This is a genomic window from Rhodanobacter sp. FW101-FHT13A11, from assembly GCF_058790335.1.
Genome location: NZ_JBYTCN010000001.1, coordinates 279,127 through 299,303, shown reverse-complemented (window position 1 = coordinate 299,303; position 20,177 = coordinate 279,127). Strand labels below are relative to the sequence as shown.

At 70.0% G+C, this 20,177-nt stretch carries 18 protein-coding genes; 15 read left to right on the top strand and 3 right to left on the bottom strand.

Going from position 1 to position 20,177, the window contains the following annotated elements:
- Window positions 1-12 precede the first annotated feature (12 nt).
- The 3 genes from AC3WRN_RS01325 to AC3WRN_RS01315 all read left to right on the top strand — a co-directional run bounded on the left by AC3WRN_RS01325 (window position 13) and on the right by AC3WRN_RS01315 (window position 2,852).
- Window positions 13-948 carry a nucleoside hydrolase gene (locus AC3WRN_RS01325; RefSeq protein ID WP_492621567.1) on the top strand — a complete coding sequence of 312 codons (936 nt, stop codon included), beginning with the start codon at window positions 13-15 and terminating at the stop codon, window positions 946-948.
- 80 nt (window positions 949-1,028) lie between these two features.
- Entirely contained in the window at window positions 1,029-1,283 is a 255-nt protein-coding gene (locus AC3WRN_RS01320; RefSeq protein WP_068092612.1) for a type B 50S ribosomal protein L31, read from the top strand.
- Between the two features lie 273 nt (window positions 1,284-1,556).
- Entirely contained in the window at window positions 1,557-2,852 is a 1,296-nt protein-coding gene (locus tag AC3WRN_RS01315; RefSeq protein ID WP_492621566.1) for a citrate synthase, read from the top strand.
- 78 nt (window positions 2,853-2,930) lie between these two features.
- On the opposite strand, the gene AC3WRN_RS01310 is transcribed toward AC3WRN_RS01315, so the two are convergent.
- A complete protein-coding gene (locus AC3WRN_RS01310) occupies window positions 2,931-3,602 on the bottom strand; it encodes a hypothetical protein (RefSeq protein WP_068092618.1) in 672 nt (223 codons plus the stop codon).
- Window positions 3,603-3,661: 59 nt separating this feature from the next.
- Window positions 3,662-6,190, bottom strand: a complete 2,529-nt coding sequence (locus AC3WRN_RS01305) for a penicillin-binding protein 1A (RefSeq protein WP_492621565.1) — start codon at window positions 6,188-6,190, stop codon at window positions 3,662-3,664.
- Between the two features lie 289 nt (window positions 6,191-6,479).
- Between AC3WRN_RS01305 and AC3WRN_RS01300 the strand changes: the two genes are divergently transcribed.
- The 11 genes from AC3WRN_RS01300 to AC3WRN_RS01250 all read left to right on the top strand — a co-directional run bounded on the left by AC3WRN_RS01300 (window position 6,480) and on the right by AC3WRN_RS01250 (window position 18,834).
- On the top strand, window positions 6,480-7,505 hold the full coding sequence (locus tag AC3WRN_RS01300; protein WP_492621564.1) for a pilus assembly protein PilM: 1,026 nt from the start codon (window positions 6,480-6,482) through the stop codon (window positions 7,503-7,505).
- On the top strand, window positions 7,505-8,245 hold the full coding sequence (locus AC3WRN_RS01295; protein WP_492621563.1) for a PilN domain-containing protein: 741 nt from the start codon (window positions 7,505-7,507) through the stop codon (window positions 8,243-8,245). The genes AC3WRN_RS01300 and AC3WRN_RS01295 overlap by 1 nt, the downstream gene beginning before the upstream one ends.
- A complete protein-coding gene (locus AC3WRN_RS01290) occupies window positions 8,242-8,895 on the top strand; it encodes a type IV pilus inner membrane component PilO (protein ID WP_068092630.1) in 654 nt (217 codons plus the stop codon). Before AC3WRN_RS01295 ends, AC3WRN_RS01290 begins: the two co-directional genes overlap by 4 nt.
- Window positions 8,895-9,440: a pilus assembly protein PilP gene (locus AC3WRN_RS01285; RefSeq protein WP_492621562.1), complete on the top strand. Its 546-nt coding sequence runs from the start codon at window positions 8,895-8,897 to the stop codon at window positions 9,438-9,440. The genes AC3WRN_RS01290 and AC3WRN_RS01285 overlap by 1 nt, the downstream gene beginning before the upstream one ends.
- 56 nt (window positions 9,441-9,496) lie before the next feature.
- A complete protein-coding gene (locus tag AC3WRN_RS01280) occupies window positions 9,497-11,644 on the top strand; it encodes a type IV pilus secretin PilQ (RefSeq protein WP_492621561.1) in 2,148 nt (715 codons plus the stop codon).
- Window positions 11,645-11,829: 185 nt separating this feature from the next.
- The gene (locus AC3WRN_RS01275) at window positions 11,830-12,825 is read left to right on the top strand and encodes an AAA family ATPase (RefSeq protein WP_492621560.1); all 996 of its coding nucleotides are present in this window, start codon (window positions 11,830-11,832) and stop codon (window positions 12,823-12,825) included.
- Window positions 12,822-13,757, top strand: a complete 936-nt coding sequence (locus tag AC3WRN_RS01270) for a DUF58 domain-containing protein (RefSeq protein ID WP_068092644.1) — start codon at window positions 12,822-12,824, stop codon at window positions 13,755-13,757. Before AC3WRN_RS01275 ends, AC3WRN_RS01270 begins: the two co-directional genes overlap by 4 nt.
- Window positions 13,754-14,272 (top strand): DUF4381 family protein, encoded by a 519-nt coding sequence (locus AC3WRN_RS01265; protein ID WP_492621559.1) that lies wholly within the window; start codon window positions 13,754-13,756, stop codon window positions 14,270-14,272. The genes AC3WRN_RS01270 and AC3WRN_RS01265 overlap by 4 nt, the downstream gene beginning before the upstream one ends.
- On the top strand, window positions 14,265-15,251 hold the full coding sequence (locus tag AC3WRN_RS01260) for a VWA domain-containing protein (RefSeq protein WP_492621558.1): 987 nt from the start codon (window positions 14,265-14,267) through the stop codon (window positions 15,249-15,251). The genes AC3WRN_RS01265 and AC3WRN_RS01260 overlap by 8 nt, the downstream gene beginning before the upstream one ends.
- Window positions 15,248-17,134, top strand: coding sequence for a VWA domain-containing protein (locus tag AC3WRN_RS01255; RefSeq protein ID WP_492621557.1), 1,887 nt, complete (start codon window positions 15,248-15,250; stop codon window positions 17,132-17,134). The genes AC3WRN_RS01260 and AC3WRN_RS01255 overlap by 4 nt, the downstream gene beginning before the upstream one ends.
- Window positions 17,131-18,834 carry a BatD family protein gene (locus AC3WRN_RS01250; RefSeq protein ID WP_492621556.1) on the top strand — a complete coding sequence of 568 codons (1,704 nt, stop codon included), beginning with the start codon at window positions 17,131-17,133 and terminating at the stop codon, window positions 18,832-18,834. Before AC3WRN_RS01255 ends, AC3WRN_RS01250 begins: the two co-directional genes overlap by 4 nt.
- Before the next feature lie 76 nt (window positions 18,835-18,910).
- Here AC3WRN_RS01250 and AC3WRN_RS01245 read toward each other — a convergent pair whose 3' ends face one another.
- Window positions 18,911-19,429: an O-acetyl-ADP-ribose deacetylase gene (locus AC3WRN_RS01245; RefSeq protein ID WP_492621555.1), complete on the bottom strand. Its 519-nt coding sequence runs from the start codon at window positions 19,427-19,429 to the stop codon at window positions 18,911-18,913.
- A 72-nt stretch (window positions 19,430-19,501) separates the two neighbouring features.
- Here AC3WRN_RS01245 and AC3WRN_RS01240 point away from each other — a divergent pair, with 72 nt between their 5' ends.
- Window positions 19,502-19,957 carry a MarR family winged helix-turn-helix transcriptional regulator gene (locus AC3WRN_RS01240; RefSeq protein WP_492621554.1) on the top strand — a complete coding sequence of 152 codons (456 nt, stop codon included), beginning with the start codon at window positions 19,502-19,504 and terminating at the stop codon, window positions 19,955-19,957.
- Window positions 19,958-20,177: the final 220 nt, after the last annotated feature.

Below are 20,177 nucleotides of genomic sequence, written 5' to 3'. Positions count from 1 at the left end.
AATTATCCATCCATGAACAAGCCGCAGCTCCTGATCGACACCGACCCCGGCGTGGACGACGCACTGGCGATCCTGATGGCCTACGCGCACGCCGACATCGCCGGCCTCAGCATCGCCGCCGGCAACGTGGGCCTCGGCCATACCGTGCGCAATGCGCGCACCCTGGTCGACCTGGTCGGCGCGGCCACCCCGGTGTTCGCCGGCTGCGCCACGCCGCTGGTGCGCGCGTCGGACGAGGACGCCGCCTTCGTGCATGGCCAGGACGGTTTCGGCGACGTCGGCTTCCCCGCGCCCGCGGCTGCGCTGGCCGACGAACCGGCCGCGCTGGCCCTGCTGCGGCTGACCCGCGAGCGGCCGGGCGAACTGACCCTGGTGGCACTGGGGCCGCTGACCAACCTGGCACTCGCGTTGCGGCTCGATCCGGCCTTGCCCGAACGGGTGGCGCGGCTGGTGGTGATGGGCGGTGCCGTGACCGGCCACGGCAACACCGGCAGGGTGCCGGCGGAGTTCAACGTCGGCTTCGATCCGGAGGCGGCGCACGTGGTGTTCGAGGCCTTCCCCACGTTCGACCTGGTCGACTGGGAGGCCACCCTGCGGCACGCGTTCGACGATGCCGAATTCGACGGCTGGCTGGCGGCCGGCGACCGGCGCGCGGACTTCTTCGGGCGGATCGTGGCCACGGCCCGCCGCTACAACGCGAAGCACGGCCGCCACGGGCTGGTCGCCGCCGATGCGCTGGCGATGGCGGTGGCGCTGGATCCCGCGATCGTCACCCGCCGCGAGACCCGCGCCGTGGCGGTGGAGTTGGACGGCCGGCTGACCCGCGGCGCCACCGTGGTCGACTGGAAGGGCCGGCTGGGCCGGCCGGCCCGGGCGAACATCGTGCTGGAGGTGGACCAGGCCCGCTTCGCCGCGATGGTGCGGCGCGCGCTGGGCGCGGCGGGTTGAGCGTGTGGGCCATCGACTTGCGGCCATGACCGCTTGCCCGTTACAATGCCGCTCTTTTCACCATCGCTTTAGAGCCAGCCATGAAGCCTGACATCCATCCGAAGTACGTCCCGGTGGTGTTCCAGGACCTGTCGTCCGACTTCGCGTTCCTGACCAAGTCGACCATGTCCAGCAAGGAAACCATCAAGTGGGAGGACGGCAACGAGTACCCGCTGATCAAGGTGGATATCTCCAGCCATTCGCACCCGTTCTATACCGGCAAGCAGAAGACGCTGGACGTCGGCGGTCGCGTCGACAAGTTCCGCCGCCGCTACGCGGGTTCCGCCAAGGAATAATCGACGTCGGCGGCCCTGGCCTGCGATGGCCGGCCGGATCCGATTCCAGACACGGGGCGAGCGCAGGCTTGCCCCGTGTTTTTTCGTGCCCGGCCTACGACCATTCGCCATCGAATGTGTCGGCGGCCTTGTGCGATAATGGCCGGCGAACCGGCGCCAAGGCGTCCGTTGCGTCGCACGCTTTCCCCGGCATGCGGCACCAGGCATTCCCCCGTCGGACGGCACCGACCCTGTGGTCGCCGCCGATGGCGACCCACATGTAAGGAGGTTTCCGTGTCCGACCCCAAGATCGTCAAACTGGTGGATGAGTCGAGCAAGCGCAGCAGCGAGCTGCCGCTGGTCAGCGGCACGCTGGGGCCGGCATGCATCGACATCGGCACGCTGTACAAGGATACCGGCCACTTCACCTACGACCCTGGCTACGGCTCGACCGCCAGCACCAAGAGCGCGATCACCTACATCGACGGCGACCAGGGCGTGCTGCTGTACCGTGGTTATCCGATCGAGCAGCTGGCCGAGAAGTCCAGCTTCCTCGAGGTGGCCTACCTGCTGCTCAACGGCGAGCTGCCGAAGCCGGCCGAGTTCGCCGCGTTCGAACACGACGTCTCGCATCACACGATGATGCACGAGTCGCTGAAGAACTTCTTCCAGGGCTTTCACCACGACGCCCACCCGATGGCGATGCTGGCTGCCGCGGTGGCCTCGCTGTCGGCGTTCTACCACGACGACCTCAACGTCGAGGATCCGGCCGACCGCAAGATGGCCGCGATCCGCCTGATCGCGAAGATGCCGACGATCGCCGCCGCCTGCTACCGCTACTCGATCGGCTGGCCGTTCCGTTATCCGCGCAACAACCTGGAATACGTCGACCGCTTCCTGCACATGATGTTCGAGGTGCCGAGCGAGCCGCTGCAGATGACCCCGGTCGCCGCCAAGGCGCTGGACCTGCTGTTCATCCTGCATGCCGACCACGAGCAGAACGCCTCCACCTCCACCGTGCGCCTGGTCGGCTCCACCGGGGCGAACCCGTACGCGTCGATCGCCGCCGGCATCACCGCGCTGTGGGGCCCCGCGCACGGCGGCGCCAACGAGGCGGTACTCAAGCAGCTGCAGGAGATCGGTTCGCCGGACAAGGTCGAGACCGCGGTGCTGCGCGCGAAGGACAAGAACGACAGCTTCCGCCTGATGGGCTTCGGCCACCGCGTATACAAGAACTTCGACCCGCGCGCGAAGATCATCCGCGAGATGTGCCACAAGGTGCTGGCCGAGCTGGGCGTCAACGACCCGCTGCTGGACGTGGCGATGAAGCTGGAGGAGGCGGCGCTGAAGGACGAGTACTTCGTCGAGCGCAAGCTGTACCCGAACGTGGACTTCTACTCCGGCATCATCTACAAGGCGCTGGGCATCCCCACCGAGATGTTCACCGTGATGTTCGCCATCGCGCGTACCGCCGGCTGGATCGCGCACTGGATCGAGCAGCACGAAACCCCCGGGTCGCGCATCGGCCGCCCGCGCCAGGTCTACACCGGCGCCAACGTGCGCGATTACGTGCCGACGGCCAGGCGCTGAGCGCCGGCCTGCCCTGAGGCGAAAAAAACGCCCCGGCTTCGGCCGGGGCGTTTTTTCGTGGGGCGGATCGAAGCGGGCTCAGCGCAGCGCAGCACTCAGCCGCCGCTCGAAGTCGGTGGCGGATTCCTCGTCCAGCAGGGCTTCCACCTGCGACAGCGAGGCGCGGCGCATCGGCCTGTCGTCGGCGCGGTCCAGCGGGGCCCGGCGCAGCGCGTCGCGCGGCAGCACGGTCAGGTCGAACGGCAGCTCGTCGGCGGCGAACAGCAGCACCGGGTATTCGGGCTGCTCGTCGCGGCCGTAGCGCAGCCGGCGCACCTGGGTCTCGATCGGCACGCCGCGCTCGCGCAGGTACAGCACGACCGCCTCCGGATCGTCGCTGTACACGTGCAGGCAGACCGCCGAATGCGCATCGGCGGTGCCGTCCAGCACCGCGCCGACCAGCCGCGGCTCGAACGGGGCGAGGAAGCGCATCGCCTCGACCGCCGCCTCGCGCCGCTGGCGCAGCAGCTGCGGCTGGCTGTCGGCGAGGAACAGCCGCTGGTGCTCGCGCAACGCCTGCTCGATCTCCAGGTTGCGCGGCAGCGCCTGCGCATCGAGGATGCCCAGCCGCTCGGCGGCCTTCAGCTTGGCGTGATGGAAATCCCGGATGCCGTGCTCGCTCATCAGCCGTGCGGCTTCCTGGGCCACGCGCAGGCGGTTGCGCTGCGCGCGGTCATGCGCGTGGATGCGGTGGTGGTCGCCTCGGGACATAGCGCACTCCTCAACGATGGGTGAGCGACGGCCGGGGCGGATCTCGCCCCGGAGGGGCATCAGAAGATGTCGTAGGCGTGCTGCTGATCCTGCTCCTTCTGCTGGGCCGCCTGGCTGCGCAGCCGGTCGACGTCTTCCACCTTGAACATCTCGTTGATGCCGTCCGGATCGCCCGCCGCGGTGGGCAGGCCGCTGTTGCGGTTGATCAGTACCGTACTGATTCCCGGCGGCATCGGCAACGTGCTCGACGGCAGGCCCTTCAGCACCGCGCCGGTGTACTCCATCCAGATCGGCAGCGCCGCCTTGGCGCCGAACTCGCCGCGCCCGAGCGAACCGTAATCGTCGAAGCCCACCCAGACCGCGGTCGACAGGTCGCCGTTGAAGCCGACGAACCAGGCGTCGCGATGGTCGTTGGTGGAGCCGGTCTTGCCGGCCAGGTCGTCGCGGCCCAGCGCGCGCGCGGCCGAGCCGGTGCCGCGCAGGATCACGTCCTTCATCAGCGAGGTGACCAGGTAGTCGTTGCGCGTGTCGATTACTCGCGGCGCGAGCACCGGCGGCGCGTTTCCGCCGTGCACGTCGGCCGGCAGCACCGCCTCGCCGACGCCGTCGACGCTGCTGGATTCGGCGGGCTCGCCGGCGCTGCCGGCATGGGCCAGGTTGTTGGCAGGGGTGGGCGTCATGTCCGCCGGCGGCGGCCCGGGCGGACGCGTGTCGAGCAGGCGCTCCTGGCAGTTGCGGCAGGCGCGCGCGGGGTTGGCCACGTATACCGCCTTGCCGCTGCGGTCGTCGATCTGGTGGATGAAGTACGGCGTGACCAGGTAGCCGCCGTTGGCGAATACGGCGTAGCCGCGCGCCATGCTCATCGGCGACACCGAGGCGGTGCCCAGCGCCATCGACAGGTTGGCCGGGATCGCGTCCTGCGAGAAGCCGAAGCGGGTGGCGTATTCGCGCATGTAGCGCACGCCGACGGCGTCGAGCAGGCGTACCGAGACCAGGTTCTTCGACTGCACCAGCGCCTCGCGCAGGCGCATCGGCCCGGCGAACTTGTCGTCGTCGTTGGACGGTGTCCAGATGCCGTTCGGGCGCGAGGGGTCGGGCAGGGCGAGCGGCGCGTCGTTGATGATCGAGGCCGGCGTGAAGCCGCGCTCGAACGCGCCCGAATACAGGTACGGCTTGAAGCTGGAGCCGGGCTGGCGCGCCGCCATCACGGCCCGGTTGAACTTGCTGCGCACGAAGTTGAAGCCGCCGACCAGCGCCTGGATCGAGCCGTCCTCCGGATTGATCGAGGTCAGCGCCGCCTGCGCCGCGGGGACCTGCGCCAGCTGCCATTCGCCCTTGCCGTCGCGCGACAGCCGGATGATGTCGCCGCGCTTGAGCACCGCGTCGACCTTGGTCGGCGCGGCGCCCACGCGATCCTCGTTGATGTGCGGCCGCGCCCACTGCATCGCGGGCAGGTCGAGGATCACGCTCTCGCGGCTGGACAGGTAGACCGTGGCCTGCTTCGCGTTGCTGGCGGTGACCAGGCCCGGCTGCATGCCGGAGACGCTGCCGTAGCCGGACAGGACGCGGTCGAAATCCGCCTCGCCCGCGTCGGCGGGCAGGTCCTGATGGGCCTCCGGCCCACGCCAGCCGTGCCGGCGGTCGTAGGCGACCAGCCCGTTGCGCACGGCTTCCAGGGCAGCCTGCTGGCGCCCGCTCGGCACGGTGGTCCAGACCACGTAGCCCTCGGTGAGCGCATCGTTGCCGAAGCGGTCGAGCACCTGCCGCCGCACCATTTCCGCGAGGTAGGGCGCGTCCACCTCGATCGGCTGCTCGTGCGGATAGGCGCGGTTCGGCTCGGCGATCGCCTGCTCGTAGACCGCCTTGGTGACGTAGTCGTGCCGCAGCATCTCGCCCAGCACCCAGTTGCGCCGCGCGAGTGCGCGCTTCGGGCTGTTGATCGGGTTGACCGCCGAGGGCAGCTGGAAGGTCGAGGCGATCATCGCGCATTCGGCCACGCTCAGCTGGTCCAGCGTCTTGCCATAGTAGTACTCGGCCGCCGCGGCCACGCCGTAGGAGCGGTGGCCGAGGAACATCTTGTTGAGATACAGCTCGAGGATCTGGTCCTTGCTCAGCTCATGCTCGATGCGCAGCGCGATGAAGATCTCGGTGAGCTTGCGCGAGTAGAGCTTCTCCGGACTGAGGAAGAAGTTGCGAGCGACCTGCTGGGTGATGGTGGAGCCGCCGGGACCCTTGTCGCCGCCGGTGACGACGACGTGCCAGCCGGCGCGCGCGATGCCGTGCCAGTCCACGCCCGGGTGGTGGTAGAAGTCCGCATCCTCGGCCGACAGCACGGCGTGCTTGAGCCGGTCCGGTACGTGCTCGATGCCCACCGGGATGCGCCGGGTCTCGCCGAAGGTGGCGATCAGCTTGCCGTCGGCGCTGAGCACCCGCAGCGGCACCTGCATCGGATAGTTCTTCAACTCGGCTACCGAGGGGAGCCGGGGGGCAATCAGCCAGTACGCCACACCGACCGCAAGAACTGCCAGGAGCAAGCCGGAAAACGCCAGGATCAGGACCCAGCGCAACAAACGTCGGAAAATTTGCATGGTGTGGGGGATAGCGAGACCTGAGTCAAAACATGGCGGAGTATAGATGTAGCAGTATTTGCCGCACTGAGGCGTGATCCGCCAAAGCAAGGGTCGGGCCAGCGCAGGGCCGATGGCGCAAATGTGGCCGACATCACGCCAATTACTTGAGAAAGTTCCTGTAGGCCGTTGCCATTGCGTCAATTTTTAGATTTAATGCCATTGCGCACCCCGCCAGGATCCTGGCCATGGGCGTCAGCGGCAAGGGGGAAACACCGTGGGGCTCTTTACACCGAAGAAGCCGGCGTTGATGGGTGTCGACATTAGTTCGACTGCCGTCAAGCTGCTGCAGCTCAGTCAGGCGGGCGGCCGTTATCGCGTGGAGCATTACGCGGTCGAACCGCTGCCGCCCAATGCCGTGGTCGAGAAGAACATCGTCGAGGTCGAGGCGGTCGGTGACGCGATCCGCCGCGCGCTGGCGCGCTCGGGATCCAAGCTCAAGCATGCGGCGGCAGCGGTGGCCGGGTCGGCCGTGATCACCCGCGTCATCCCGATGAGCGCCGATCTTTCCGAGGACGACCTGGAAGGCCAGATCCAGGTCGAGGCGAACCAGTACATCCCGTACCCGATCGACGAGATCAGCCTCGATTTCGAGGTGCTCGGCCCGGTACGCGACAGCCCCGACATGAACAACGTGCTGCTGGCCGCCTCGCGCACCGAGAACGTCGACATGCGCGTGGCCGCGCTGGACCTGGGCGGACTCGCCGCCTCGGTGGTCGACGTCGAGGCGTTCGCGATGGAGAACGCCTTCGCGATGATCGCCGACCAGCTCAACGTGGGCCGCGACGCGCTGGTGGCGGTGGTCGACATCGGCGCCACCATGACCACGCTGTCGGTGCTGCGCAACCAGCGCACGATCTACTTGCGCGAGCAGGTCTTCGGCGGCAAGCAGCTCACCGACGAGATCATGCGCCGCTTCGGGCTCTCCTACGAGGAGGCCGGCCGCGCCAAGCGCAAGGGCGGCCTGCCTGAGTCCTACGAGACCGAGGCGCTGGAGCCGTTCAAGGAATCGCTGATCCAGCAGATCAGCCGCCTGCTGCAGTTCTTCTTCGCCGGCAGCGAATTCAGCAAGGTTGACCAGGTGGTACTGGCCGGTGGTTGCGCCTCGATCGAGGGGCTCGGCCCGATGCTGGAGGAGCAGCTCGGCGTGTCCTGCATCGTCGCCAATCCGCTGGCCCGCATGTCGCTGTCGCCACGGGTACAGGCACAGTCGCTGGCGCAGGACGCCCCCGCATTGATGATTGCGGTCGGCCTCGCCTTGAGGAGCTTCGACTGATGGCACACGTCAATCTACTTCCGTGGCGCGCCGAGCGCCGCAAGCAGCGCGAGCGCGAGTTCTACATGCAGCTCGCCGCCGCCTTCGTGGTGGGCCTTGGCGTGCTGCTGCTGTGGATCTTCTGGATGGACCAGCGCATCGACAACCAGAACGAGCGCAACACGTACCTGCAGACCGAGATCAAGCAGCTCGACGTGCGCATCGCGAAGATCAAGGATCTGGAAAAGGTGCGCGAGCACCTGCTGGCGCGCAAGCAGATCATCGAGCAGCTGCAGGCCGACCGCTCGCAGATGGTGCACCTGTTCGACGAGCTGGTGAAGACGATCCCGGCCAGCGCCCGGCTGAGCGGACTGAAGCAGAACGGCCAGTCGATGTCGCTCGACGGCGTGGCCCAGTCCAACGCCAGCGTCGCCGAATACATGCGCAACATCGAGGGCTCGCCGTGGATGGGGCATGCCGACCTGCGCAAGACCGAAAACACCCATAACGGCAGCCGCATGCCGTACGTGTTCGGCCTGAACGTATTGCTGAACAAGCCGAAGGCCGACGAGAACGACGCCGGCAAGGCCCCGGTGCTGCCGGCCGGCAGCAGTTCCGGCGCGGCTCCCGCGGTGCCGGCCTCGGTCGCCGCAGCGGCGAAGGCCGTCGTCGCGCCGGCGAAGCCGGCCACGACGGCGGCGCCCGCGACGGAAGCCAAGCCGGTGAGTGCGGCCGCCGCCAAGGGAGGTGCCGGATCATGAGTTTCCTCCACGATATCCGGAACCTCGACCGCAACAACGTCGGTGGCTGGCCGCAATCGGTCAAGATCTTCTTCACCGCGCTGCTGCTCGGCGCCGTGCTGCTGGTCGGCTGGTATTTCTTCGTCAGCGGCCAGCAGGACAGCCTGAAGGCCCTGGCCGGCAAGGAAGACCAGCTCAAGCAGGAGTTCTCCACCAAGCAGGCGAAGTCGGTCAACCTCGAAGCGCTGCAGCAGCAGCTCGACGAGATGCAGGACATGCTGCGCCAACTGCTGCGCCAGCTGCCCAGCAAGACCGAGATGCCCGAGCTGCTGATCGACATCTCGCAGACCGCGCAGGCGGCTGGCCTGGAGAGCGACCTGTTCCAGCCCGGTCCGGAGACGCCGAAGGACTTCTACGCGGAGAAGCCGATCGCGTTGCGCTTCACCGGCACCTACCACCAGTTCGGCACGTTCATCAGCGGCGTGGCGTCGCTGCCGCGGGTGGTGATCCTGACCCTGCACGATGTCTCGCTGACACCGAAGTCGCCGGGCAAGGACGGTACCGCGAGCGGCCAGCTGGTACTGCAGGGCACCGTGAAGACCTACCGCTACCTGGATGACGAAGAGAGCGCCGCCGCGAGCAAGGGCAAGAAGGCCGGGGGGGCGAAGTGATGAAGAAGTCTGCTGCCATCAAACCCGCCCGGATCCTGCGACTGGCGCTGCTGCTGGGTGCCGCGCTGGTGCTGGCCGGCTGCACCCGCGGCATGTCCGACCTGCGCGCCTGGGTGGCGCAGGAAAAGGCCAAGAAGGGCGCGCCGATCCAGCCGCTGCCGGTGATCAAGACCTTCGAGACCTTCACCTACAACGACCAGGACCGGCGTGATCCGTTCAGCCCGAGCACGGCCGAACTGGACAACAACAGCAACGCCGCCAGCGGCCCGCGTCCGGATGCCAACCGGGCCAAGCAGCCGCTGGAACTGTTCGCGCTGGACAGCCTGAAGATGGTCGGCACCGTCGGTACCGGTGTGGGCATGGAAGTGCTGGTCAAGGATCCGGGTGGCGTGATCCACCGTGTCCATGTCAACGAGTACATGGGCCAGAACTACGGGCACATCACGGCAATCAGCGAAGACCACATCGACCTGGTCGAGCTGGTGTCCAACGGTAATGGTGGCTGGATGGAACGTCCCGCCAGCATCGCGCTCGACGCGAAATAGGAAACACAGGGGCTGATGCAATGACCAACCATATCCAATCCGTCCGGGGCCGTGTCATGCGCCATGCGTGCCGTTACTTGTCGATGTGCCTGCTGATCGTCGGCGCCGCCTGGGCCAGCGTCGCGGTGGCCGCCACCACCACGCTGAAGAACATCAGCTACGACGCGCTGCCCGGCGGCGGCGTCGAGTTGCGCATGGACTTCGGCGGCGGCCCGGTGCCGCAGCCGAAGATCTTCACCACGAACAACCCACCGCGCATCGCGGTCGATTTCTCCGACACCGACAACGCGGCGCCGCGGCACCTGGACATCGGCAAGGGCTCGACCTCCGGCGTGTCCGCGGTGTCGGCCGGCGGCCGCACCCGCGTGGTGGTCGAGCTGATGCGCGAGTCGAGCTACCGCTCGCGGGTCGATGGCAACAGCCTGGTGCTGACGGTCGACAACGGCAGCGCGAACCAGGCCGTCACCACTGCGTCCACGATCGATCCGACCAAGGCGCTGCCTTCGGCCTCGAACGGCCCGGCCATCTCCAACATCGACTTCCGTCGCGGTCCGAACGGCGAAGGCCGCGTGCTGATCGACTTCAGCGGCAGCGGCGCGAACGCCGACATGACCCGCAAGGGCGACAAGGTGCTGGTCACCATCGACCATGCGAGCCTGCCGGCCAACCTGGCCCAGCGCCTGGATACGATGGACTTCGCCACGCCGGTGCAGTCCATCGTCACCCACGCCGGCGCCGGCGGCGGCGCACGCATGGAAATCGCGGTCAAGGGCAACGTCGAGACCTCCGCCTACCAGACCGCCAACCAGTACGTGGTGGAAGTGGCGCCGAAGAGGGCCGAGGACAAGCCGGCCGATCGCCTGGCTCGGCTCACCCAGGAGCCGAACTACAACGGCAAGCGCGTCACCTTCAACTTCCAGGACATCCCGGTGCGCTCGGCGCTGCAGCTGATCGCCGACATCTCCGGCCTCAACCTGGTCGCTTCCGACAGCGTCGGCGGCAGCGTCACGCTGCGCCTGGTCAACGTGCCGTGGGATCAGGCGCTGGACGTGATCCTGCGCGCCAAGAGCCTGGACAAGCGCCGCAACGGCAACGTGGTGTGGGTCGCGCCGCAGGCCGAGCTGGCCAAGTACGAGCAGGACGTGGCCGACGCCAAGCTGAAGGCGCAGGACACCGCCGAACTGGTCACCGACTACGTGCCGATCAGCTACGGCAAGGCGGCGGACATCGCCAAGCTGCTGACCAGCGGCAGCATGCAGGGCGGCGGCGGCGCCGGCGGCGGCGCCAGCACCCAACGCGGCTTCCTGTCGCCGCGCGGCAGCGTGTCGTTCGACACGCGCACCAATACGCTGCTGCTCAACGACACGCCGGAGAAGATCAAGCAGCTGCGTGAACTGATCGCCGTGCTGGACAAGCCGGTGCAGCAGGTGCTGATCGAGTCGCGCATCGTGGTCGCCTCCGACGACTTCACCCGCGAGCTGGGCACGAAGTTCGGCGTCACCGGCCGGGTGAACAACACCCAGTTCCAGAACGCCGCCGCGGCGACGCCGGCCCTGACCGCGGGCCTCGGCGGCGGCAACGTGACCAGCGGCGGCCTCAACGTGAACCTGCCGGTCAGCCCGGCGGCCGGAACCTTCGGCCTGGCCATCCTCGGCGCCAACTACGCGATCGACCTGGAGCTCTCCGCCGCGCAGACCGAGGGTCGCGGCGAGGTGATCTCCAGCCCGCGGGTGATCACCGCGAACCAGCAGGAAGCCGTGATCCGCCAGGGCCAGGAAATCGGCTACGTCACGTTCCAGAACAGCGCGGGCAGCGGCGCCGGCAGCGGCACCGCCACGGTGCAGTTCAAGGACGCCGTGCTGGAACTGAAGGTGACCCCGACGATCACCGCCGACAACCGCGTCTACCTGATGATCAACGTCAAGAAGGATGCGCTCGCCGGCTACGTCGACGCACCGGGCAGCGGCAAGATCCCGACCATCGACACCCGCGAGATCAACACCTCGGTGCTGGTCGACAACGGGCAGACGGTAGTGCTGGGCGGCATCTACGAGATCAACAAGGCCAACACGATGACCAAGGTGCCCGGCCTGGGCGACATCCCCGGCGTCGGCGTGCTGTTCCGCAAGACCTCGCGGACGAACACCAAGGCCGAGCTGTTGATCTTCGTGACGCCGCGCATCCTCAGCGCCTCGTTGCAATAGGCCCGGCGCGCATGCATCGAAAGAGGCGGCTTCGGCCGCCTCTTTTTTTGCGTCGTCCGACGGGGCGGTGCCGGGCGGACTAAACTTCCGGCGCCGGCGATGGTCTGTAGCACGCCGCCCGGCCCCGCAACTACCTGCTATGCACGCGAGGCCATGCCGTTGTCACGCCAAGCACGGAACCCTACATGGACATGCCCGAAACCCACCCGCCGACCCGCCTGCAGCAGTCGTTCGTGCAGCTGCGCGGCGACCTGCAGCAATGCATCATCGGCCAGCCGCACCTGATCGACTGCCTGCTGGTGGCCTTGCTGGCCGACGGCCACCTGCTGGTCGAGGGCGCCCCCGGCCTGGCCAAGACCACCGCGGTGAAGGCGCTGGCGGCGCGGATCGAGGCGGATTTCCACCGCGTGCAGTTCACCCCCGACCTGCTGCCGGCCGACCTCACCGGCACCGACGTGTTCCGTCCGCAGTCGGGCAGCTTCGAGTTCGAGCGCGGCCCGCTGTTCCACAACATCATCCTCGCCGACGAGATCAACCGTGCGCCGGCCAAGGTGCAGTCGGCGCTGCTGGAGGCGATGGCCGAGCAACAGATCACCGTTGGCCGCCGCACCTGGCCGCTGCCCGAACTGTTCATGGTGATGGCCACGCAGAACCCGATCGAGCAGGAGGGCACGTTCACCCTGCCGGAAGCCCAGCTCGATCGTTTCCTGATGCACGTGACGATCGGCTATCCGGATGCCGCCGCCGAACTGGCGATCCTCAAGCTGGCGCGCGAGCAGGCCAGCCGTCGCGCCCATCCAGTCGCCGCACCGCCGGCCTTGTTGAGCCAGGCCGACGTGTTCGCCGCGCGCGATGCGGCGATGGCGGTGCACATGGCGCCGGCGCTGGAGGAATACCTGACCCAGCTGGTGCTGGCCACCCGCGATGCCGGCCGCTACGGGCCCGAGCTGAAGCGCTGGATCGCCTGGGGCGGCAGCCCGCGCGCCACCATCGCGCTGGACCGCTGCTCGCGCGCGCAGGCGTGGCTGGCGGGGCGCGACTACGTATTGCCCGAGGACGTGCACGCGATCGCCCACGAGGTGCTGCGCCATCGCGTGCTGCTCAGCTACGAGGCGGAAGCCGAGGGCGTGCGTCCGGACCAGGTGATAGCCCGCCTGCTGGATCTCGTGCCGCTGCCGTGAACGTTGCCGCGTCACACCGTGCGGAGGGCGATGGCCGCAGCCGGGTCGCCTTGTCCGAGCTGCTGGCGCTGCGCGCGCGGGTCGGTCGCGCGCGCATGGCGCCGCTGCTCAGCCGCGCCGCGCGCAGCGGCCAGCAGTCCAGCCGTCTGTACGGCCGCGGCATGGACTACGCCGAGTCGCGCGTGTACCAGGCCGGCGACGACGTGCGCCGGCTCGACTGGCGGCTCACCGCGCGCAGCGGCAAGCTGCACACCAAGCTGTTCCAGGAGGACCGCGAAGGCTGCCTGCTGATCCTGCTCGACACCCACGCCAGCATGCGCTTCGGTACCCGCGTGCGCTTCAAGTCGGTGCAGGCGGCGCGCGCCGCCGCCGCCGCCGCGTGGTACGCGGTGCGCGCCGGCGAGCGGGTCGGGGTGATGGCGTTCGGCCACGGCGACCCACTGCTGCGGCCGCAGGCCGGGCCGCGCGGCGCGCTGGCGGTGTGCGGCGCGCTGGCCGAATGGGATGCGCAGCCGGTGTCCGACCGGGTCGAGCCGTTGTCCGACGCCCTGGCCCGCGCCAGCCGCGTGCTGCACGGCGCCAGCCGCGTGCTGCTGGTCAGCGACGGCTTCAGCGGCGACGCGCTGGCCCGGCAGCGCCTGCTCGACCTGGGCCGACACGCCGGCGTCAGCGTGCTGGTGGTGGCCGATCCGCTCGAACTGGCGCCGGCGCCGCCGGGGCGCTACCCGTTCGAACACGCCGGCGAGCGCTGCGAAGTACTGCTGCAGTCCGAACGCCAACGCAGCGACTTCCGGCAGGCGCTGGGCGCCGGCCCGGCGCGGCTGGGCGAGCTGGCGCAATCGCTGGGCCTGCGCTGGAACAGCATCGACACCGCTGCCGATGCGTTCGATGCGGTCAGCAGCCTGCTCGGTGCGCGGAGAACAGCGCGATGATGCCGCCGCCCGTGCCATCGCCCGGCCCGCAGCTGCGCGAGATCCACCTGCCGCCCGCGCCGTCCTGGTGGCCGCCGGCACCGGGCTGGTGGATGCTGGCGGTGCTGCTGCTGGCATTGTCGTTGCTCGGCATCGGGTGGTGGCGCCGGCGGCGCCGTGTGTTGCACCGGCACCGGCAGGTGCTGGACGAACTCGAGCGGATCGCCGGGCAGCACCGGCGCGATGGCGATGGGCTCGCGTTGGCGAGCGATTTGCACCAGTTGCTGCGTCGCGTGGCGCGCCAGCATGACGCGCAGGCTGCGCGGCAACGCGGCGACGCCTGGCGGCAGACGCTGGCGCGGGTGCCGGTCGACGCCGCCACGCTGCAGCAACTGCTGGCGCTGGACCAGCGGATCTATCGACTCCCCGCATCGTTCGACCATGCAGCCAGCGTGGCGGCCGTGCGGACGTGGCTGCGGCTGGCGTTGAAACCAGCGAGCTGGAAACCGTCCGCGACGGAGCATGCCGATGCCTGAGTTCGCCTGGCCGTGGGTGATCGTGCTGCTGCCGCTGCCGTGGCTGCTGCGGCGCTGGCTGCGCCCGGCCGCGCCGGGGCAGGCGCTGCGCCTGCCGCAGCCTGGCGTGCGGCTGGCCGTCGTCGCCGGCAACCGCGCGCATGGCGCCACGCCGTGGCTGCTGGCGCTGGCCTGGCTGTGCCTGCTGGCCGCGGCGGCGCGACCGCAGTGGATCGGGCCGCCGCAGACGCAGCAGCGCAGCGGGCGCGGGCTGATGCTGGCGGTGGACCTGTCCGGCAGCATGCGCACCGAGGACATGCAGCTGGCCGGGCAACCGGTCAGCCGCTTCGGTGCGGTGGAGGCGATCGCCGGCGACTTCATCGATCGCCGCGGCGGCGACGAGATGGGCCTGGTCCTGTTCGGCAGCCAGGCCTTCCTGGTGACGCCGCTGACCTACGACCTCGGCGCCGTGCGCGCGCAACTGCAGGGCGCGGCGGTGGGGCTGGCCGGCACCGAGACGGCGATCGGCGACGCCATTGCGGTGGCGGTGAAGCGGCTGGCCACGCTGCCCGAGCAGGCGCGCGTGCTGGTGCTGCTCACCGATGGCGTCAACAATGCCGGCAGCATCTCGCCGCGCGATGCGGCGCGTGCGGCGAAGGCCGCCGGCGTGCGCATCTACACCATCGGCATCGGCGCCACGCGCATGCGCATCCCCGGTTTCTTCGGCAGCCAGCTGGTCAATCCTTCTGCCGACCTCGATGCCGGCATGCTCACCGACATCGCCACGCAGACCGGCGGGCGCTTCTTCCGCGCCACCGACAGCGGCGAGCTGGCCGAGGCCTACCGCGCGATCGACGCGCTGGAACCGATGCCGCAGCGCGGCCCCAGCCTGCGCCCGCGCCACGAGCTGTTCCGCTGGCCGCTGCTCGCGGCGATCGCGCTGCTGCTGCTGGCGATCGTGCCGCGCCGCTTCGCGCGCGCGCGGGGGCTGCCGGCATGAGCGAGTTGCTGCAGCAGTTCCATTTCCTGCGGCCGTGGTGGCTGGCCGCCTTGCTCGCGCTGCCGCTGCTCGGCTGGCTGGGCACGCGGCGCAGCACGGCGCAGCTCGAATTATCGCGGCTGGTCGACGCCGAGCTGCTGCCGCACCTGCTGAGCGGCCGGGAGGGCAGGCGCAGCCTGCCGCTCTGGCTGTTCGCGCTGGGCTGGACGCTGTGCGCGCTGGCCCTGGCCGGGCCGGCCTGGAGCCGCGTCGAGCAGCCGCTGTACGCCAGTCGTGCCGCGCAGGTGGTGGCGATCTCGCTGTCGCAGCACATGCTGGCGCGCGACGTGGCGCCGAGCCGGCTCGATCGTGCGCGCTACAAGGCGCGCGACCTGCTGCACGCCAACCAGGACGGCCTCAACGCCCTGGTCGGCTACGCCGGCGAAGCGTTCGTGGTGGCGCCACTGACTGCCGATGCGAACAGCCTCGATGACCTGCTCGACGCGATGGCGCCGGACACCATGCCGGTGGATGGCGACAACGCGGCGGCGGCGATCGAGCGCGGTGCGGCGCTGGTCCGTGACGGCAAGGCCGGCGGCGGTTCGCTGGTGCTGATCACCGACCAGGCCGATGCGGCCGCCGACGCGGCCGCGCGCAAGGCACGTGCGGCCGGCGTGCAGGTCTCCGTGCTCGGCGTGGGCACGCCGCAGGGCGGGCCGGTACCCATGCCCGACGGCGGCTTCCTGCGCGATGCGCAGGGCGGCATGCTGCTGGCCCGCCGCGACGACGCGGCGCTGGCGGCGCTGGCGGCGGCCGGCGGCGGTCGCTACGTGGCGATGACGACGGACCGGGGCGATATCGACGCGCTGCACGCGCAACTGCGCAGCGCGAAGGCGACCCTGGCGGACGGCCAGCATGGCGACCAGTGGCAGGATCGCGGCGCCTGGCTGCTGCTGCCGCTGCTGCCGCTGGTGGCGCTGGCGTTCCGCCGCGGCTGGCTGCTGTTGCTGCCATGGGTGCTGCTGCCTTTGTTGCCGGGCACGGCGTCGGCCACCACTTGGCAGGACCTGTGGCAACGACCCGACCAGCAGGCCGCGCAGGCATTGCGCCATGGCAACGCGAAGCGCGCGCAGCAGCTTGCGCGCGATCCCGCCTGGCGCGGCGCCGCCGCGTATCGCGCCGGCGACTACGCCGCGGCGGCGCAGGCACTGCCGCAGGCGCCCGGCAGCGATGCGGCGTACAACCTGGGCAACACGCTGGCGAAACAGGGCGCGTACCCGCAGGCGATCGCCGCCTACGGCCACGCCTTGCAACTCGACCCGGCCAATGCCGACGCCAGGGCGAACCGCCAGGCGGTCGAGGACTGGCTGCGCCGGCAGCACCCGCAGCCGTCGGACCAGAAGCAGCACGAGGGCCACGACGGCCAGAAGAACGCATCGTCGCCGGGCGAGCAGGGCAAGACCGGCAAGCAGGATGCGAAGAACCCGTCATCCGCAGCGGAGAACGCCGAGCCGTCCGGCCAGTCGGGCCAGGACGGCAAGTCGCAATCGCAGGATCCCTCCGGCAAGGATGAATCGCGGCAGGGCAAGTCGGAGTCGGGCGGCGCCGACCAGCCCGCGCCGCAGACCGCGCAGCAGCAGGCCGAGCAGCGGGCGCAGGCGGAGCAGGCCCGGCAGGCGCTGAAGCGGCAGATGGACGCGGCGCTGGCCAGGCCGGGCGAGCGCCCGTCGGAGCACCAGCTCGGCGCGCCGGCCGAGGACGATCCGCAGGCGAAGCTGCCGGCCGACCTGCGCCACGCCCTGCAGCGCGTGCCGGACGATCCCGGCGCCCTGCTGCGGCGCAAGTTCGAACTGGAATACCAGCAGCGCCACGGTGGCGCACCGAGCGAGGATCAACAGCCGTGAAGCTCCGACGTGTCGTGTGCAGCTGTCTGCTGATGCTGGCCTGGATTCCCGCGCTGGCCGGCGCCGCCGAGGTGACCGCCACGCTGGATCGCGACCACGTGCAGCTGGGCGAGACGGTGACGCTGAACGTGCGCGTGGACGGCGACACCGGCGACGTCGCCACGCCCGACCTGCGCGCCCTGGCGCCGGATTTCCAGGTGCTGAGCACCTCGCAGAACAGCAGCCTCAGCGTGATCAACGGCAGGGCCAGCTCCGCGCTGGTCTTCGGCGTGGCGCTGCGCCCGCGCCACACCGGTACGCTGCAGATCCCCGCGCTGAGCGTGGCCGGTGGCCGCACTGCGCCGCTGCAGCTCGAGGTGGCCGCGCCGGATCCGGCTGCGGCCGCGGCGACGCACCAGGACGTCTTCATGGAGTCGCAGGTCGAGCCGGCGCAAGGCTACGTCGGCCAGCAGCTGACGTATGCGGTGCGGCTGTACTACGCCGGCCGCATCGGCGGCGACGCGCCGGACATGCCGCAGATCGATGGCGTGGAGGTCAGCCCGCTCGGCAAGGGCCTCAACTACGACACCGTGCGCGGCGGCCGCAGCTATCACGTGCTGGAGCTGCGCTACGCGCTGATCCCCCAGCATGCCGGCAGGATCGAGATCCCTGCAATGGATTTCCAGGGCGAGGCGGCCGATCCGCGTGACCCGAGCAGCTTCTTCGGCGCCACCGTTCCGGTCAGCGCCAGCGCGCCGGCGCAGACGATCGAGGTGAAACCGGCGCCGGCCGGCTGGGGCGCCAGCGCGTGGCTGCCGGCGCGCCAGCTGAGCCTGGGCCTGGACGGCTGGCCCACCGCGCAGGATGCGCCGCCGCGGGTCGGCCAGCCGCTCAACCTCACCATGGACCTGCAGGCCACCGGCCTGTCGTACGAGGCGCTGCCGGCGCTGAGCCTGCCGCCGCTGGATGGCGCCACCGTGTACCCGGACAAGCCGGTCACCGGCAACCGCCAGGACGGCCAGTGGATCACCGGCCGGCGCCAGCAGGCGTTCGCGGTCGTGCCCGAGCGCGCCGGCACGCTGACCATCCCCGCCACCACGCTGAAGTGGTGGAACGTGCTGACCGACCGGATGGAGGTGGCGCAGATCCCCGCGCACACCGTCACCGTGCTGCCGGCGGTCGGTACCGCCGCCGCATCGCCCGCCGCGACGGCCCCGGCCGCACACGGCGAGGTTCCGGCGTTGACCGCGACGGCCGCGATGCCGGCCACGCCATGGCGTCGGATCGCGCTGGCCAGTTTCGGCCTGTGGCTGCTCAGTGTGCTGGCCTGGTGGTGGTGGCGTCGCCGGCGCGCATCGCCGATGCCGGCGCCGGTAGCGGCGCGCCCTTCGGCACGCAGCGGCCGGCTGGCCTTCCTCGCCGTGGCGCGCGGCAACGACCCTGCCGCGCAGGTACGCACCCTGCTGGCCTGGGCGCGTGCGGAGCGGCCGATGATCCAGCATCTGGGTGAGCTGTCGGCAGCACTCGACGACGCGGCGCAGCGCGGTGCGATCGCCGCCCTGCAGCAACGCCACTACGCCGGAACGCCGTCGCCGGACAGTGGGGCGAATACCGGGACGAACCTGGCGCAGGCCTTCAAGCGCGGCTTCGCCTGGCGTGCCGCGGAGGCGACCGGCGAGGACACTGGCCTACCGCCGCTGTATCCGTTCAAGCTGCATTGAACGGCTCGCGCCGTAGGGCGGGCACTGCCCGCCGCTCTGCGCCCGCTCGGTGGGAAGCCGGCGGGCTGTACCCGCCCTACGGCGCCAGCGCGCGCTGGAACACCGCGCGCATGGCATCGCTGAAGCAGCACAGCGTCACCTCGATGCTGTCCTCGCGGGCCAGCTCGTCGCGCAGGGTGGCTGTGGCCACGGCGGCGGCCTGCTCGGCGGGGTAGCCGTAGACGCCGCAGCTGATCGCCGGGAACGCGATGCTGCCCAGCCGGCGTTCGCGCAGCAGGCGCAGCGCGTTGCGATGGCAGCGCGCCAGCAGTTCGGCCTCGCCTTTGTCGCCGCCGCGCCAGACCGGCCCCACCGTGTGGATCACCCAGCGTGCGGGCAGCGCGAAGCCGGGCGTGATGCGCGCCTCGCCGGTGAGGCAGCGCACGCCGGGGGCGGATTCGGGCAACGCCCGGCAGGCCTGCAGCAGGGCCGGCCCGGCCGCGCGGTGGATCGCGCCGTCCACGCCGCCGCCGCCGAGCAAGCCGGGATTGGCCGCATTGACGATGGCGTCCACGGGCAGGCGGGTGATGTCGGCGTGGATGATCCGGATAGGCATGGCTTCGCGGGAGCTGACGGCTTGGCTTATGCTTCGGGCGGGCATTCGGGCGCGGCGGAGTGGCAACGGACCATGGCGAAAACGGAAGACATCTCCTTCGGCTACCTGCTCAGCGACGTGACCTTGCTGTTCCGCAAGCACTTCGACCGGCGCGCGGTGAAATTCGGGCTGACCCGCGCGCAATGGCGCGCGACCAAGGTGTTGTACCACCGCGAGGGCCTGCGGCAAACCGAGCTGGCCGAGTTCCTGGAAATGGAGCCGATCGCGGTGGGCCGGGTGATCGACCGGCTGCAGACGGCCGGCTTCGTCGAGCGCCGGCCCGACCCGAAGGACCGCCGCGCCTGGCGGCTGTACGTCACCGAGCAGGCGCGGGTGATCGTGGGCGACATGGAGCTCATCGCGCGCGAGCTGCGCAAGGACGCCACCCGCGGCATCGGCCACGACGAACTGCAGCAGGCGCTGGCGGTGATCGGCCGGATCAAGGACAACCTGCAGGCGCTGGAGCAGGGCGACAGCGGCAGTCCCTGATCCGTGCCCGTGGCGTGCCGGCCAGTGCCATTGGTCGGGGTCATCCGCGGCACGATCCGCAGCATAGTAGGGGGCCGGCGTGGCCTGCGGCGGGTCAACCCGCGGCCGCCGCACGCGTTGTAACAAAACTGATGCATCGTCGTCGGCGCCCGTGGCGCCTCTTGCCGCACCAGAACCCCGCCATTGCCACCGTGCGTGGCGCGAAGATCGAGCAACCCCC